Origin of the sequence: Alkalihalobacillus sp. MEB130 (genome assembly GCF_032335535.1) — a bacterium.
GTDB lineage: Bacteria > Bacillota > Bacilli > Bacillales > Bacillaceae_D > Halalkalibacter.
In genome coordinates, this window is record NZ_JAOANA010000034.1 from 1 (window position 1) to 17,197 (window position 17,197).

Genomic DNA, 17,197 nt, shown 5'->3' on the forward strand with positions numbered 1-17,197 from the left:
CACTTGCTTCTTAAATTCTGTGGTAAACGTTCTTCTTTTTTTGGACATAGTAGATTCGCTCCTCACTTGTTATATGGTTATTCTACTAGCCCTTATTTTTATTGTCCAACTAAGTGTAGCCTATTCAAAAATGTGGAGAGCTATCCTGATTTATTTTCAAATCAATTGCAGATTGAATGAGGTTACAAATGGTTGTCACCCCTTCTGTTAATTGTTGTTCATTCATATAAGAAAAGCTTAATCGTAAATGATGATTTTCTTGCTCTGTAGGATAACAAGCTGACCCAGGTAAGAAAGTGATTTGTTCTTTCTTTGCTTCTAATAAGAGGTGGTCCGTATTAATCCAGGTAGGAAGAGTCAGCCATACGTTTAATCCTCCCTTTGGTACGAACCAAGAAACCTCTTCGGGTGAATGATTTACCAGAATCTCTAGGACTAGATCACGCCTTATCTTTAAAGCTGTTCTTAATTTTTTTAGATGATCCATCATTCTCTTTGAAGTAATAAATGGAGTGATGGCTTTTTGTGTTAGTAAAGGACTGCCTAAGTCGGTGTTGGCCTTTGCAGCTAAAAGACGTTTAAAGATAGAACCAGAAGCAGCTAAAATTCCAATTCTACAGCCTGGCGCTAATGTTTTACTTAACCCTTTTAAGTAAATAACATGACCGTATTGATCCAAACTTTTCATTGACGTTGGAGGCTTTTTATCAAAATAGATTTCACTACATGGATCATCCTCAACCACTAAACAATGTATACTCTGAGCGATCTCAAGAATTTGTCTACGGCGTTTGGTGGGCATTACAGCACCAGTTGGATTGTGAAATGTAGGGACTGTATAAATAATTTTAGGATTATATTTATCACACAGGTTCTGAAGTAAATCTACTCTCATTCCATCACTGTCAACAGGAACAGTAAGAATGGTAGCACCTCTTCCACGAAACACATCAATAGCTCCAGGATAAGTGGGAGCTTCCATGACTACTACATCCCCTGGTCCAACAAAAGTACGAGCTATTAGATCAATCCCTTGTTGTGAACCACTTGTAACTAAAATATGATCTGGAGTAGTTGGAACATCCATTCTTTTTAAATACTCATGCATTGCTTGTCTGAGCTCTTTGTCGCCTTGAATTTCTCCATATTGGGATAGAACTCTAGGGTTATTTGAAAGCATTTTATGAATCTCTTGCTCTAAGTATCGATTAGGTAGGAGCCCAGGATCAATCATATTAGATGAAAGATGAATTTTTTCAGGGACTTGATGATAACGAGCAAATTGAGACCGAGGTAAATAATCTTGAACGGAAAGCTGCCAATCGTAAGAAAGGGTTCCTTCTTTTTTCTCTGCTTCTTCAATTTTTGTCTTTCTAATAAATGTCCCTTTTCCTTGAACAGATGTAATAAACCCCTCGTGTTCTAGTTTTTGATAGGCCTTGACTACAGTAACTAAACTTACTCCAAGTTGTTTTGAGAGCTCGCGTACAGAAGGTAATTGTAAGTCGTCTTCTAAGAGTTCGGAACGGATATGATCGAGAATCGAATGGTATATTTGTTTCGTTAATGAAGTGTCAGCATTACGTTGAATTTCAATGTGCATGAGCTTCTCCTTTAAGTGTTATACATGTGTGTTGAGTGTTATATATAAAAGGATGTAAACTACCAATAAATTATTAAACACATTATAACACTGGAGGTAATTAGATGAAATATTTTGTAGTCGATGCTTTTGCAGAAAAGGTTTTTGAAGGAAATCCAGCAGGAGTATGTATTATGAATGATTGGATTTCAGATGAACTCATGCAGAAAATAGCTATTGAAAATAACCTATCGGAAACAGCTTTTGCAGTAAAAGAAGTAGGCCATTACCGACTTAGATGGTTTACACCTGGAGGAGAGATTAACCTTTGTGGGCATGCCACGTTAGCAACTGCATTTATCATTTTAAATTACTATGAAAAGCAATTGAATACCGTTAAGTTCAATACAATTAGTGGAGAGTTAACTGTAAACAAACAAGATGATTTATATGAACTTGATTTCCCTTCTGTTCCTTCAGAAGAAATTGCTGTTACTAATCAAATGATTAGCGCTTTAGGGATCGTACCAAAAGAAACGTACTTAAATAGAGACCTTGTTTTTATACTAGAGTCCGAGGAAGATGTAAGAAACGTAAGTCCTGACTTTGCCCAATTAGAAAAATTACCAGAAGGATTGGGTGTTTGCGTTACAGCCAAAGGCAGTGAATTCGATTTTGTCTCGAGAGCGTTTTTCCCTAAGTTAAAGGTAAATGAAGATCCAGTAACAGGTTCCTTGCACTGTAGCCTAATTCCTTTTTGGGCAAAAAGATTAGAAAAACAGGAACTAGTTGCAAGACAGCTATCAAGTAGAGGTGGAACTCTTTATTGTAAACATGAAGATACACGAGTAAAGATGGCAGGAAAAGCAGTCCTATATTCAGTTGCAGAACTAACAGTCGAATGATGAAAATGAAGATTTAAGATGAAATAAAACGTAAAACAAAAAGCGGGGTGGAATGTGTGAACTGAACATTTATTTGCCTTTTTACATTCCATCCTATGCTAGATGTTTTTGTGCAATTTACATTTTTTTCAATAAATGAGGGATGAAGCCTTGAAACGAATTCATTATAGTTGGATTATATTAATTATTGCATTTTTTTCGATTACGGTAGCAGGGATTGTACGATCATCATCAGGAGTGTTAATTGTCCCTTTTGAAAACGACTTCGGATGGGAGCGCTCAACAATCTCGTTTGCCTTTGCGATTAGCCTTCTTCTCTACGGGCTCTCAGGTCCTTTTATGGCTGCATTAATTGAGGTAATCGGCTTAAAGAAAATGATGATTTTAGCAATGACTACGTTATTGGTTGGGGTTTTGCTCACCTTTTTTATGGTGGAACCTTGGCAATTAGTATTGATTTGGGGGATTATTATAGGTTTGGGATCTGGTTTGTTCTTAACCATATTAAGCCCATATATTGCAAATAAATGGTTTGAAAAAAAGAGGGGGCTTGCGCTTGGCATTTTAACTGCGAGCACAGCTACAGGACAGTTAATTCTCCTCCCAGTTCTAGCGATGATTGTAGAGACACATTCCTGGAAATGGGCAATGGCTCTCATTCTTATTCTTAGTGTCATTATGCTAGCTATTATCCTATTATTTATGAAAAATTCACCTAAGGATTTAGGAATCCTTCCATATGGACTTGAAGAAGAATCACAGGTAGTGCGAATAGATCAAAAGAAAAATCCTATACGTATTGCCTTTCACACCTTATTTGAAGCTGTAAAAGTGAAAGAATTTTGGTTATTAGCAGGTAGCTTTTTTATCTGTGGACTTTCGACTAGCGGATTAATTGGTACTCATTTTATTTCTTACTGTATAGGATTTGGTTTTGCAGCTGTCACAGCTGCATCCATGCTTTCCTTAATGGGGGTTTTTGATTTAATAGGAACAACTCTTTCTGGTTGGTTATCTGATCGATTTGATAACCGCTGGTTATTGTTTTGGTATTATAGTTTAAGAGGAGCCTCACTTTTGTTTCTTCCATTTGCGCTTTCTGAAGGTTCCATTACTCTATTGATTATTTTTTCTGTGTTTTACGGGTTAGATTGGATAGCTACTGTTCCTCCAACAGTTAACATTTCAAGACAGATCTTTGGATTAGAGAAAAGTGTTGTTGTGTATGGATGGATCTTTGCAGCCCACCAATTAGGTGCAGCCGTGGCAGCTGGAGGAGCTGGAACGATATATAAGGTGTTCAACTCTTATTCATGGGCATTTACTCTAGCAGGAATGTTTTGCTTACTAGCAAGTCTGTTCGTTATAGTGATAAAGAAGGAACGAGTTGAAAGTAATAGTAACTCTCATGTTGTTAATTAATTTGCATTTGAAACTGAACCAAGATAATACAATTATTGGGGCTGGGAGTGTTGTAACAAAAGAGATCCCTTCAAATGTTATTGCAGCAGGTGTACCTTGTAGAATTATCAGGTCAATTACTGAAAACGATAAAATCGGGTTAAAGGATTCCGAAAATAATAATTAAAAAGACAAGGTTTGTTGGTTAGGAAATGAACATTAAACTTCTTAAAGTGTTAATTCGTTAATACCGTTATGTATAACATCAAAAGAGAAGGTCACTTTCTTTACAATATTTGTGTAGAAGAGGGCCAGTTATTAAAAAAATCCACTTTACAAAAAAGAGTTTCACAGCAAGTGAGAAGCATGTGCAGAAGATGAGTACCTAGAAGTCAGATTTTAGCGAGGTTTTGGCTGACAAAGATATTGAATTATTAAAAATACTGGCTTTTTCCAATAATTATAAGGAACTAGAACGAATTAATAACAATTTAAAAGGCATTGAACAGTAAGTTCTGACGAAATCAGCCCATGGAAATTTGGAATTTATTGATCCACAAGCTCAAAAAGTGGGTGAACTTAGTCACCTAGCTGGTCTATTAGAAATAGAAATTGCAGATGTAATGGCCATGGGAGATCACTTTAATGATGTGACCATGCTCAAAGTGGCAGGCATTGGTGATGCAATAGGGAATGCGGAAGCTAAAATAAAAGAATTGGCTGATCTTGTTACAAAAACAAATATAGAACATGGTGCAGCATTTGCAATAGAAGGAATGTTAAATAAAAAATTATAAATCCTACAATTAGGACGAATTCATGGGAGAACAAGAGATTACAAACTCTTATCATCATGATTTTAAACACTACATACGTGAATATGATTTGCTATCGTGTTAGAGAATATTAATAGTGAAATGAGCCCGCTAAAGAGTAGTTTATTGGGAGGTACATATGAATAATTCAGAATATAAGGAAATGATGGAGGAAAAGTACGGAAAGCCTTTAAAAGACATTATGTATGAACTTTGTGTTGAGAAAAATATGAGTAAATGGGAAGGTTCTAAAGAATTAGGAGTACCAGAAAAGACTTTCTTGTCTTGGAGAACTAAATTCCGTTTTGGTCCTGATCAGCTTAGATATGATAGAGCTGAGGAATACCGAAAGGAAACAATTAAAAAGTATGAACAACAAATATCTAGTGTTGACCTTAATCGAGACTTTGTATATAAAGAAGAACTCTCTTTAAGAGGATTTAAAGAATTATGTGAGCGTATGTTGGAGTTAGAAAAGTATAAGAGATCCATTAACGTTGATGATATTTCGAATGATTTATCTATTGTTATGAAAATTGGAGTTTTAGAATCAACTATCGAAAATCTTAAGCAGTATGAAAAAGGTGAATTATACAAGAGGTTTTACGAAGATATTGATTACATGGAATTAAGTAAATCAGAGGAAGATAACAATGTTTAATAATAGGAAGTAAAGGCACAGCTTGATCATATTCATAAAAAGAGTAGTGGGAGTAAGTTTAAGAGAAGAGGTTGAATACTTAGATCAATTCCGTAACTCGGAAAAACATCTTTAAGATGGAGTTGATTTGGTACATTATCCTAGTGTAATATTTTGTTAAAAAATTAACGTGGAGAAAGGGTTTACAATTAAAAAAATTTATTGTAATATGAACTCAAGTAAATAAATTCTATTGAAGATTGTTACTGAAAATGCAGGCAAGACTTCAACAAACATAGGGAAAGTATTCCTTAATTTGTTGAAGTCTTGCCTTTTTTAATTCTTAGCATGGGGGGGAATTGCATGGTAATAAAAAAGGTTATAAATAATAATATTGCCATAAGTACAGATTCCCAGGGGGATGAAATTATTCTAATCGGTAAGGGCTTGGCATTTAATAAGAAGAAAGGAGATGACGTTGATAAGCAAAAAGTTGAAAAACGTTTCTATTTAGAAGATCAAGGCTTATACGCTAAATTCAAAAAACTTTTACAAGAAATTTCCATTGAAGAGTTAAATATAGCTGATGATATTGTCAGTTTAGCAAAACGGAAACTTGAAAAAGATTTAAATGAGAGCATTTATATTTCATTACCGGATCACATCAATCTAGCGGTTACACGGAATAGAGAAGGACTCAATGTAAAAAATGGATTACTTTGGGAGATAAAAAAATTATATAAAGAAGAATATCTAGTTGCAAAAGAAGCTGTTCAAATGATCAATGAACGTTTCAATGTAGAACTAGGTGAAGATGAAGCTGGGTTTATAGCTTTTCATTTTGTCAACGCTCAGTTAAATAGTGGTATGAATACGGTTGCGAAAATAACAAAATTCATTAATGAAATTCTTAATATAGTCACTTATCAGCTAAATATTACTATAGATGAAGATTCATTAAATGGATTTCGATTTATTACTCATTTGAAGTTTTTTGCAAATAGAATCTTCTCTCAAGAAATAAACGAGAGTTCAGACGATCCATTTTTATACGAGGTAGTAAAGGAAAGATACTCAAAAGCTTTCGATATAACGCAAAAAGTAAAAGAGCATATAAGAAACCAATATTCTTATAAAGTATCTGATATGGAAGCAACTTATTTAACTATCCATATTCAGCGATTGTTAGAAAGAAAAAACTAAATACTATTTTTCAAACTTGTTACTCTTCGGGAGGCTAGACTTGGATTAAATCTAAAACATTGTCGTTAGACATTCCTTTAGGTTGAATTCAAGTCTTTTTTATTTAATTAGGAGGTGTATTTTAGATGGATTATCAAAAATTAGCGAAAGATATAATCGAACATATTGGAGGACAAGAGAATATCTCAGACCTTTATCATTGTGCGACACGTCTACGTTTTACGTTGAAAAATGATGAAAAAGCAAATCGAAATGAGATAGAAAAGTTAGAAGGGGTTATTACTGTAACAGAGAGTGGAGGAATGTTTCAGGTAGTAATAGGAAATAATGTCGCTTCTGTATACGATGCTGTTATGGAGCAGACAGATTTAGGGGCAAATCAGCTAAATAATAAGGATGCTAAAAAGGGAAATTTATTTAATCGATTTGTTGATCTGCTTTCCGCGATATTCAGTCCTATTCTGGGATTATTGGCAGCTTCAGGTTTAATTAAGGGTTTAACTTTTATTCTTGGTAATTATGAAGTAGTTGATAAAGCAAGTGGAACATATAGAATTCTTGTAGCAGCAGGAGATAGCTTCTATTATTTTCTGCCAATGATTATAGCAATAACAGCCGCAAGGAAGTTCAAAGTAAATCAATTTTTAGCCGTAGCTTTGGCAGGGGGATTAATTTATCCTGATTTAGTGAACGCTTTTAACGCTGAAGAATCCCTTAGCTTTTTAGGAATTACCGTCGTTTTAGCAAGGTACAGTAGTACTATCATTCCTATTATTTTAGCTATATGGGTAATGAAATATGTGGAAGATTTCTTTAAAAAGCTTCTTCATGAGAGTATCAGAAACTTATTAACCCCATTTTTCTGTCTACTGATCATGTTACCATTAACATTGATTATTATTGGACCGGTAGCAATCTATACAAGTAATTTAATGGCTTCTGGTTATCTATACCTATATGAGTTAAGTCCAATAATATCAGGTACTGTTATGGGTGGTATGTGGCAAATTTTAGTAATGTTTGGTTTGCATTGGGGATTTGTACCAGTAATGCTTAATAACATTTCTATGTATGGTGCAGATGCAATAGGCTCGATGATTGGCCCTTCAGTCGCTGCCCAAACAGGAGCAGTACTTGCAGTATTCTTTAAAATAAGAAGTAAAACTATGAAAAGTTTATCTTTATCAGCCTTTGCTTCTGGGTTAATGGGAATTACAGAGCCGGCTGTTTATGGTGTTACCTTAAAGCTAAAAAGACCATTTATTATTGCTATTATTACAGGTGCTATTGGTGGTGGTATTGTTGGTGCATTTGGTACTGCTGCAATTGCAGTAGTCCAAAAAAGTATTTTAACAATCCCAGTAAACGCTATTGGAATGACTGGATACGTTATTGGGTACTTTGTTGCTATGGTCGGTGCATTTGTTTTAACTTATCTATTTGGAGTTAAAGAAGATTTAGATGAGAAACCATCTACAAAGCAAGAAATTTCAGCAGGTGAAACATTAATTAAACGTGAAAGCATTACCAGTCCACTAACAGGTCAGACAAAATCACTAGCGGAAATAAGTGATCCTGCTTTTGCAAGTGGTGCAATGGGAAAAGGCATTGCCATTATTCCTGAAAATGGAAAGGTATATTCACCAGTAGATGGGACGTTAACAATGGTTTTTCCAACGAAACATGCTTATGGTTTTACAACAAATGCTGGAGCAGAAGTATTAATTCATATTGGGCTAGATACGGTTAAATTAAATGGGGAAGGATTTACTAGTTTCGTTGAAACAGGTGCAAATGTAAAAAAAGGCGATTTAATTGCAGAGTTTGATATTAAGAAATTAAAAGAGCTTGGCTATGATATAACAACTCCAGTAGTTGTAACGAATTCAAATAAATATTTAGATATTCTTCCTTTAAACAAAAAACAAGTTGCTCATGGGGAAGAGACAATATCTTTAATAGTCTAAGTTGCATATAGATCTATTGGACATATAACCTACTAGGGGCTTGAATACTAGACAAAATTAATGAAAATAGGAGGGCATTTATTATGCTACAAACAAAATTTCCAGAAAGTTTTTTATGGGGAGGAGCAACAGCTGCAAATCAACTTGAGGGAGGAAGCAATGTTGACGGAAAGGGTCTTTCTGTCTCGGATGTATATATCTTTGATGAGAATATCTCAAAAGAACGTTGGGCTGATCAATGGCATATGATGACCCACAGACAGGTTGAGGAAGCTCAAGATCCTTCTAGTGAAAAATATTATCCTAAAAGAAACGGAATAGAATTCTATCGTCACTATAAAGAAGATATTGCTTTGTTTGCCGAAATGGGCTTTAAATGTTACAGAATGTCGCTTGCTTGGACACGGATCTTTCCAAACGGAGATGAGCTAGAACCAAATGAAGCAGGTTTAGAATTCTATGACCGTGTTTTTGATGAATTAAATAAATATGGTATTGAGCCTGTAGTCTCTTTATCTCATTATGAAATGCCACTTCATCTTGCCACTGAGTATGGCGGCTGGATAAACCGTAAAGTAATAGATTATTATGTTCGTTTCGCAACAACTGTTTTCAAAAGGTATAAAGATAAAGTGAAGTACTGGATGACGTTTAATGAAATAAATTGTGTAAAACATCACCCTTATGTGAGTCTAGGAGTAATTGAGGAAAATCACCCTCATATTGAACAAGCAAAGTATCAAGGGGCGCATCATCAATTTGTTGCTAGTGCTCTTGCAACAAAAGCTTGTAAAGAAAGTAATCCTGAAGCAAAAGTAGGTTGTATGATTAGTTATCAGCTTCTTGTTCCGTATAGCTGTGACCCAGATGATATTCAAGCGACAGTTGAGAAGCAGCGTGAGTCTTTATTCTTTAGTGATGTTCAGGCAAGAGGTTACTACCCTAACTACACAGCTAGAATGTTTGCGGAAAAAAATGTAGTACTGAAAACAGAGCCAGAAGATGAAAAAATAATAAGAGAATTTCCTGTTGACTTTGTGTCCTTTAGCTACTATATGTCTAGTGCAGTAAGTGCACATCCAGAAAAGTTAGAAGGAGCAGTAGGGAATTTAATCACTGGTGGAATTAAAAATCCTTATTTGCCAACTAGTGACTGGGGATGGCAAATCGATCCTAAGGGGTTACGAACTGCTTTAAATCAACTGTATGATCGTTATCAAAAGCCGTTGTTTGTTGCGGAAAATGGATTAGGGGCTATGGATGTATTGGAAGAAGGCGATATTATTGAAGATGACTATCGTATTTCCTATTTAAGAGACCATATCAAACAAATCAAAGAAGCCATTATAGATGGTGTAGATGTTTTTGGATATACGAGTTGGGGTTGTATTGATATGATAAGTGCATCAACTAATCAAATGTCAAAACGTTATGGATATATTTATGTTGATCAGGATGACATGGGCAGAGGCACAAAACGTCGTATAAAGAAGAAATCATTTGAGTGGTATAAAAATGTAATTGCAACTAATGGAGAACAATTAGATTAATTAGATAAATAATTTCATAGGGGGAAATCATTTGAAGAATTCAGTTTCCCCTTGTAATGAGAAAAAAATAAGAAGACTATCAAATAAGAACATATAAGAATGATACTGGAGGATGTAAAATGGTTGAAAAAAGTTTTAAAATAATTGATGATTCAGGAATTCACGCCCGACCTTCGACGGCGTTAGTTAATGCGGCTACTCCATTTAATTCGGAAGTGACGCTTGAGTATAATGGGAGGCAAGTAAACCTTAAGTCGATCATGGGAATAATGTCGCTAGGAATTCCAAAAGGAGCAAGTGTGAAAGTAGTTGCAAAAGGTGAAGATGAATTAGACGTAATATCAAGGATCGAGGAAGTTATGGTAAAGGAAGGACTTGCTGTATAAGTCCAGTATGTGGAAGGTTTACCAAAGGTAAACTTTCCTGTTTTTTTAATTAATAACAAAAGATGCTCCATAGTTTCTAGATCAAGACTAATATTTTTAAGCGAAGGGGAAGTAATAAATCTATCTTGGCTTGAATTAATAAATTATATATATATAAATGGACTTTAAATTATTGTTAGATTTATAGTTCTAAAAGGAGTAGGGGAGGATTTTTTAATGAAAGGGTTGATGCTTTTTTTATGTGTTATTTGGGGCTTTAATTTTGTCATTATGAAACTGGGCAATGACGTGTTTCCACCTGTTTTGTTTGCAGCATATAGGTTTTTGCTAGGGGCACTTGTACTTTTTGGGATAACCTTATTAAGAAAAATCCCGTTACCAGGAAAACGTGAACTAAAATGGTATATCCTATGTGGATTACTACAGACCACTTATTTTAACATTGCAATACAAATTTCTTTAAATTACATTAGTGCGGGGCTTACATCTGTTCTTACATATAGCATGCCGTTGTTCCTTTCACTTATGGCTCATTACTTCATTCCTGGAGAAAAATTGAATGCTAAAAAGACAGGTGGGATTTTAATAGGAATTTTTGGGTTGTTTTTAGCAATGGATATTAGTATTGGTGGAAATATATGGGCCTCAGTTCTTGCGTTAAGCTCTGCAATAATATGGGCACTTTCTAATTTGATTTTCAAGAAAAAGTTGCAAGGCTGTGATGCTGTTCAGTTTACAACATGGCAAATGGCCATTGGAGCTATTGGCTTGTTTTTATTTTCTATTACTTTTGAAAGTGGTCAGTCACATTGGAGCCTTATGGCTGTAGTATACCTTTTATATTCTGGAGTCTTGGCCTCTGCATTGGCTTTTGTTATATGGTCCCATATTCTTTCTAAAATGGAAGCTAGTAAAGCATCGATTTCTTTATTAATTGTACCAATAGTCGGTACTCTGTCGGGTGTCATATTCTTAAAGGAAGAATTGAATACTATTACTTTGGTAGGAATAATTTTTGTACTTTTAGGAGTTTGGCTAGTAAATTATAACGGTTCAATCCGTATGCCACTAAAAAATCATTCCCTCTTAGCAGGTAGAAAAGGCAAGTACCGCAGAGACAGAGCCTAAAATATAATTAAATAGTTTTTTGCGGCACTGGTCATGAGTTATGTTTGTAACAATACATAACAATCAGACCTATCTACTTATGTTATTCAGTTTTGATGAATGAGATCACGACTGCCCTTCACATAAAAATATAGATAAGCGTTAAATTTAGATTCATATTATAGTAGATGTCTTATAATCAACAAATATTTAAATGAAATTACAGAAGCCATGTAGACAAGGGAGACGAAAGATATGATTAGAGGGATAGCCTCATCTAGTGGAATTGCAATTGCAAAGGTGTATCAGCTTGCAGTTCCCGACCTAACATTTGAACGCAAATCCGTAAACGATATTGAGAATGAAATAACTCGACTTACAAAGGCTCTGGACATTTCTAAACGAGAGTTAGAGAAAATTAAGGAAAACGCGAGAAAATCAATAGGTAACGACCATGCTGAAATTTTTTCTGCACATTTGCTTGTGTTAAGCGATCCAGAAATGATTACCTCAATTCAAGATAAAATCAAAACGGATAGAATTAATGCGGAAGCAGCTCTAGAAGAAACGGCAAATATGTTTATTGATATGTTTAAAGCAATGGAAAATGAATACATGAGAGAACGTGCAGCTGATATTCAGGACGTAACTAAGCGCGTGATGGCTCATTTATTAAACGTTACTTTTTCAGATCTAGCATCAATTAGCGAAGAAGTAATCATTGTATCAGATGACTTAACACCATCTGATACAGCACAATTAAATAAACAGTTTGTGAAGGGATTTACTACAAATATTGGTGGGCGAACATCCCACTCTGCAATTATGGCGCGGTCTCTTGAAATTCCAGCTGTTGTTGGGACTAAAGAAATTACAAAAGAGGCTAAAAATGGAGAATTAATCATCGTCGATGGTATTAATGGCGATGTTATACTAAACCCAACAGCCGAACTAATCTCTCTATTTAAACAAAAACAGGTTGAATATAAGAACAAAAAGGAGATATGGGCTAAACTGAAGGATGAGCCTACTGTAACATCTGACAATCATTATGTTGAGTTAGCTGCAAATATTGGTACACCTGAAGATGTTAATGCCGTTTTAAAAAATGGTGGTGAAGGTGTTGGTCTTTATCGAACTGAATTCTTGTATATGGGGAAGAGTGAATTACCTACAGAAGAAGAGCAGTTTGACGCATACAAATCTGTTCTTAAACAAATGGGTGATAAACCAGTTGTTGTTCGTACATTGGATATCGGTGGCGATAAAGAGTTAAGTTACTTAAAGCTTCCTGAAGAAATGAATCCATTCTTAGGATTTCGTGCAATTCGTTTATGTTTAGAGCGTGATGATATTTTCCGTACACAGCTACGCGCGTTGCTTCGGGCAAGTGTACATGGAAACCTTAAAATTATGTTCCCGATGATTGCAACCTTAGATGAATTCCGACAGGCTAAGTCTCTGTTGCTTGAAGAAAAGAATAAGCTTATAACAGAGGGGATAAAAGTTTCAGATACTATTGAAATTGGAATTATGGTTGAGATTCCTTCTACAGCGGTTATTGCACGTCAGTTTGCAAAAGAAGTGGACTTCTTTAGTATTGGAACAAACGATTTAATTCAGTACACAATGGCTGCCGATCGTATGAATGAACGTGTATCTTATTTATACCAACCATATCATCCAGCTATTTTGAGTCTAGTAAATAACGTTATTGAAGCTGCGCATGCTGAGGGAAGATGGGTTGGAATGTGTGGAGAAATGGCGGGAGAATCAATAGCTATTCCTATCCTATTAGGACTAGGACTGGACGAATTTAGTATGAGTGCAACTTCAATCTTGCCTGCTCGTGCACAAATTAGAAACCTTTCTAAAGAGAAATTGACTTCTTACAAAGATCAATTGCTTTCTTTTAATACTGCGGATCAAGTCGAAACTTTCATACGTGAAAAGTTTCCTATAAAATAAATGTAAGGAGTTTCTATAGGGTTGGGGTAATAATTTAAGCATATATTGAATTTGGCAATTAAAAATAATAAAATTTAAGTAGCCGGTGAGTCCGCCCACCGGCTATTTGCTTTCGATATTAATAGGGTAGCCCACCGGCCGTGGCTACCCTATTCGCGAATTTATAATCGGATTAAAAAAGTAGAAGTAGTTTTGGACGTCACAAAGGCACAGATTACAACTGTAACGCCAAAAGAGGGGCACCCAGTAAAGGCACCGCATCGTTAAGAACTGGGGAGAGCGTAACGTTAGGTAGCCTTTATCCTATACTGAATGGAAGTCGATGCTAGAATATGTGTGGCCAATAAAAAGAGATTTTGAAGTGAATTATCAAGCAAGTTATGGGATAGCAGGGTATAAATATAATTAAAGCCTATTATGAAAAAATTGTCCATGTAATGGTTTTCTTTTGCAATTGTGACATTTTCGTTATAATGTCCAAAAGAGGTTATTTTTCGGATATATAAAATTCAAGGTGAAAGGGGATACAAATGAGTTTAGATAATGAAACAATAACAATAAATAAAATAGTAGATATTAAAGATTCATTACCAAAGAAACAAAGGAAGTTATGCGATTATATTTTGAAGAATTATTTATCTATGGGATTGATCACAATTAAAGAGCTTGCGGATAATGCCGGAGTTGGAATTTCTACTGTTATGCGTACGATAAATGCTTTAGGATATGAAAACTTTAACGACTTACGAAAAGATATATACGATGAATCGGTCCCATCTGTATCAAAATGGACCTTAAAGAAATCTTTGACCGAAATTCCAACAGAGGGTGAGGGGGTTCCAACTTTAGTTAAAGTTTGGAAAGAATCTGTTGATTTATTAGAAAAGTCATTGGATTCAAATCTCTTTGATAATTTTGGGGATGCGGTTGATTTGATTGTAAAATCAAGCTATATAAATGTTTTGGGTACTAGACCATACAAAGCAACCTCTTTATACTTTGAACAGCTGCTTGGAGAGTTTTACCCGAAAATTAGACAATTAAGCCTTGATGTGGACGTTGTTTATGACAGGATTTTGCAATTAGAAAAGGATGAAATATTAGTGGTGTTTGCATTCGAACCATATACTAATCTAATTATTGAAGCAGTTAAACTGACCTATGAACAAGGGAATCGTATTCTATTAATAACTGATCATATCTCATGTCCTGTTATTTCTTATGCGTCTGTAACGTTGAAAGTAGAAGTTAGTGAAGAGCAATTTTCTATTGTACCAATAATTGCATTGCTAGATGCATTGGTAATCGAAATTGGAAAAAGGTCACCAGAAGAATCTATTAATAAGTTAAAGAAACTAGAAAAAACTCTTCAAGAAAAGAATATAACTTTTTCTTATTAATCTGGGAGAAATTGATTATTTTATATTGGCTTATATGTAGAGGATCATTAACCATGATTCTCTTTTTTGTCTGACGTGAAGTTACATTTCGTGGAGAACCATACTATTTTAGAAGCTTTGAGACAATTAACACTGTAATCTCTTAACACTGTAATCTCTTTTAAGTTATAAATCCTTAGTATCAATTAATATCGGGTATACTACCGTCCGAAAGTATAAATAAAATTGTTCATACAGTGCTAACTATACGCTTACCTATTTTAGTTTTAATGCAAAAAAATAAATCCACCTATTATTCCTATGTTAGTTCTATTCGAACGCCCTCAATTTAAATAAGGACAATTCTATTCTAACCTTATTATATTGAACTTACGATTCCCTCCTTATCCTACCAGTAGGCTAGGTTATGCAACTCACAAGATTATTAACGGTGAACTACTCGATGTCAGAGCTGATTGGAAATATAAAAAATGGAAACAAAAATATATGTGTAATTAATAATCAACAATCCAAAGATAGTAAGATTCCAATTAATAACTTCATAAATCAAGTGTTGGGCACGGATAAACAAAGAATAGTTTAGCACGAGTTAAGACCTAATGAGTTTTTTGAATATTTAACAAATGAACATTTATATTCCTTTTTAAAAAAAGTGGTTTACAAAACTTCATTTCGTTGCTAAAATTCAATTATTAAATAATTTGAAAACACTCAATTATTTAGTAATTGTTACGAGGAATAGTAAAAAAGCTAAAAAGGAGAGGGTAAATAAAATGGAGGCAACTTATTACAGTTTAAAACCTAAAGTGAAAGAGTTTTTGGAAGCACCTATAGGTCTTTATATTAATGGGGAATACGTGCCAGCGATTAGCGATAAGACATTTGATGTTATAAACCCTGCTAATGAAGAAGTGATTGCTCGAGTTAGTAAAGCACAACCGGAAGATGTTGATATTGCAGTGGAAGCAGCAAGGAAAGCCTTTGATGAAGGTGAATGGTCAAAGATGGAAGCGGCTACACGTTCACATCTTATTTATAAATTTGCAAACTTAATGGAAGAAAATCGAGAAGAGCTTGCGCAATTGGAGTCACTGGATAACGGCAAGCCGTATAAAGTTGCCTTAACAGATGATGTAGATGGTTCCATTCAACACTTCAGATACTATTCCGGGTTCGCAACGAAAATCCAAGGAAAGACAACCCAAGTATCACCTGATTATGTGAACTATACAGAACACGAACCTGTTGGAGTCGTAGGGCAAATTATTCCATGGAATTTTCCTCTGTTGATGGCAGCTTGGAAACTCGGTTCGGCTCTAGCTGTTGGATGTACAGTTGTTATTAAACCTGCAACTGAAACACCACTTTCTCTACTTTATGTAGCAAAGCTTTTTAAGGAAGCTGGTTTTCCGGATGGTGTTGTTAACATTGTTCCTGGTTCTGGTCGAGCAGCTGGTGAAGCAATAGTCACACATACAAAAGTAGATAGAGTCTCGTTCACCGGTTCTACATCTGTCGGAAAAGAGGTCATGAAAAAATCAGCTGATCAGCTCAAAGGAGTTACGCTTGAATTAGGTGGGAAATCACCTGCAATCATCCTAGAGGACGCCAACATTGAAGAGGCCATTGAGGGGGCATTTAACGGTACAATGTACAATCACGGACAAAACTGTAGTGCTTGCACACGAATCTATGTCCATCGTACCCTCTACGATCAGGTACTTCAGGGACTAGTAGAACGTGTCAATACTTTAAAATTAGGTCCAGGTATGGATCCCGAAACTGATATGGGTCCACTTGTCTCAGCTAAACAAAAACAAACGGTGCTTGACTATATAGAGCAAGGAAAAAGAGAAGGTGCACGTCTGATTGCGGGTGGCGAAAAGGGATTGGATAAAGGATATTTTGTTCAACCAACCATCTTTGCGGATGTAACAGATAATATGACTATTGCACGTGAAGAAATATTTGGCCCGGTAATGTCTGTTTTTGTTTTTGATACGATCGAGGAAGTAATTATGAGGGCAAATGACAGCGATTATGGTTTGGCAGCTAGTGTTTGGACAGAAAATATAAAATCTGGTCATTATATTGCCCGTAAACTACAAGCAGGAACCGTTTGGATTAATGATGTTGGTCTTGAGTGGGAAACAATGCCATTCGGCGGATACAAACAATCAGGTATTGGACGTGAAATGGGCGGAGAGTATGGCTTAGAAAATTACACGGAAGTGAAAAGTGTCTATGTGAATATCAAACAAACATAGATTAGA

General features: G+C 35.2%; 13 protein-coding genes and 1 pseudogene. 13 read left to right on the plus strand and 1 reads right to left on the minus strand.

Annotated elements, in window-relative coordinates:
• Nucleotides 1-124: 124 nt before the first annotated feature.
• A complete protein-coding gene (gene pdxR / locus N0O92_RS22070) occupies nucleotides 125-1,603 on the minus strand; it encodes a MocR-like pyridoxine biosynthesis transcription factor PdxR (protein WP_315617031.1) in 1,479 nt (492 codons plus the stop codon).
• A gap of 104 nt (nucleotides 1,604-1,707) precedes the next feature.
• Between pdxR and N0O92_RS22075 the strand changes: the two genes are divergently transcribed.
• From N0O92_RS22075 to N0O92_RS22135, 13 genes and pseudogenes are all read left to right on the plus strand, one after another.
• Entirely contained in the window at nucleotides 1,708-2,487 is a 780-nt protein-coding gene (locus N0O92_RS22075; RefSeq protein WP_315617032.1) for a PhzF family phenazine biosynthesis protein, read from the plus strand.
• A gap of 150 nt (nucleotides 2,488-2,637) precedes the next feature.
• The gene (locus tag N0O92_RS22080) at nucleotides 2,638-3,909 is read left to right on the plus strand and encodes an MFS transporter (RefSeq protein ID WP_315617034.1); all 1,272 of its coding nucleotides are present in this window, start codon (nucleotides 2,638-2,640) and stop codon (nucleotides 3,907-3,909) included.
• A 22-nt stretch (nucleotides 3,910-3,931) separates the two neighbouring features.
• Nucleotides 3,932-4,075, plus strand: a pseudogene (locus tag N0O92_RS22085) (sugar O-acetyltransferase); the annotation flags it as partial.
• Between the two features lie 328 nt (nucleotides 4,076-4,403).
• Nucleotides 4,404-4,685 carry an HAD hydrolase family protein gene (locus tag N0O92_RS22090; protein WP_315617081.1) on the plus strand — a complete coding sequence of 94 codons (282 nt, stop codon included), beginning with the start codon at nucleotides 4,404-4,406 and terminating at the stop codon, nucleotides 4,683-4,685.
• Nucleotides 4,686-4,842: 157 nt separating this feature from the next.
• Nucleotides 4,843-5,364 carry a hypothetical protein gene (locus N0O92_RS22095; protein WP_315617037.1) on the plus strand — a complete coding sequence of 174 codons (522 nt, stop codon included), beginning with the start codon at nucleotides 4,843-4,845 and terminating at the stop codon, nucleotides 5,362-5,364.
• Nucleotides 5,365-5,706: 342 nt separating this feature from the next.
• On the plus strand, nucleotides 5,707-6,546 hold the full coding sequence (licT, locus tag N0O92_RS22100) for a BglG family transcription antiterminator LicT (RefSeq protein ID WP_315617039.1): 840 nt from the start codon (nucleotides 5,707-5,709) through the stop codon (nucleotides 6,544-6,546).
• 125 nt (nucleotides 6,547-6,671) lie between these two features.
• Nucleotides 6,672-8,513, plus strand: coding sequence for a beta-glucoside-specific PTS transporter subunit IIABC (locus N0O92_RS22105; RefSeq protein ID WP_315617040.1), 1,842 nt, complete (start codon nucleotides 6,672-6,674; stop codon nucleotides 8,511-8,513).
• Between the two features lie 83 nt (nucleotides 8,514-8,596).
• Nucleotides 8,597-10,063 carry a glycoside hydrolase family 1 protein gene (locus N0O92_RS22110; RefSeq protein ID WP_315617042.1) on the plus strand — a complete coding sequence of 489 codons (1,467 nt, stop codon included), beginning with the start codon at nucleotides 8,597-8,599 and terminating at the stop codon, nucleotides 10,061-10,063.
• Nucleotides 10,064-10,182: 119 nt separating this feature from the next.
• Entirely contained in the window at nucleotides 10,183-10,449 is a 267-nt protein-coding gene (locus N0O92_RS22115) for a phosphocarrier protein HPr (protein WP_315617044.1), read from the plus strand.
• Nucleotides 10,450-10,665: 216 nt separating this feature from the next.
• Nucleotides 10,666-11,577, plus strand: coding sequence for a DMT family transporter (locus tag N0O92_RS22120; RefSeq protein ID WP_315617046.1), 912 nt, complete (start codon nucleotides 10,666-10,668; stop codon nucleotides 11,575-11,577).
• A 234-nt stretch (nucleotides 11,578-11,811) separates the two neighbouring features.
• A complete protein-coding gene (ptsP, locus tag N0O92_RS22125) occupies nucleotides 11,812-13,524 on the plus strand; it encodes a phosphoenolpyruvate--protein phosphotransferase (protein ID WP_315617048.1) in 1,713 nt (570 codons plus the stop codon).
• A gap of 530 nt (nucleotides 13,525-14,054) precedes the next feature.
• On the plus strand, nucleotides 14,055-14,924 hold the full coding sequence (locus tag N0O92_RS22130; RefSeq protein ID WP_315617050.1) for a MurR/RpiR family transcriptional regulator: 870 nt from the start codon (nucleotides 14,055-14,057) through the stop codon (nucleotides 14,922-14,924).
• Between the two features lie 773 nt (nucleotides 14,925-15,697).
• Nucleotides 15,698-17,191 carry an aldehyde dehydrogenase family protein gene (locus N0O92_RS22135; protein ID WP_315617052.1) on the plus strand — a complete coding sequence of 498 codons (1,494 nt, stop codon included), beginning with the start codon at nucleotides 15,698-15,700 and terminating at the stop codon, nucleotides 17,189-17,191.
• The last annotated feature ends 6 nt before the right edge of the window (nucleotides 17,192-17,197 follow it).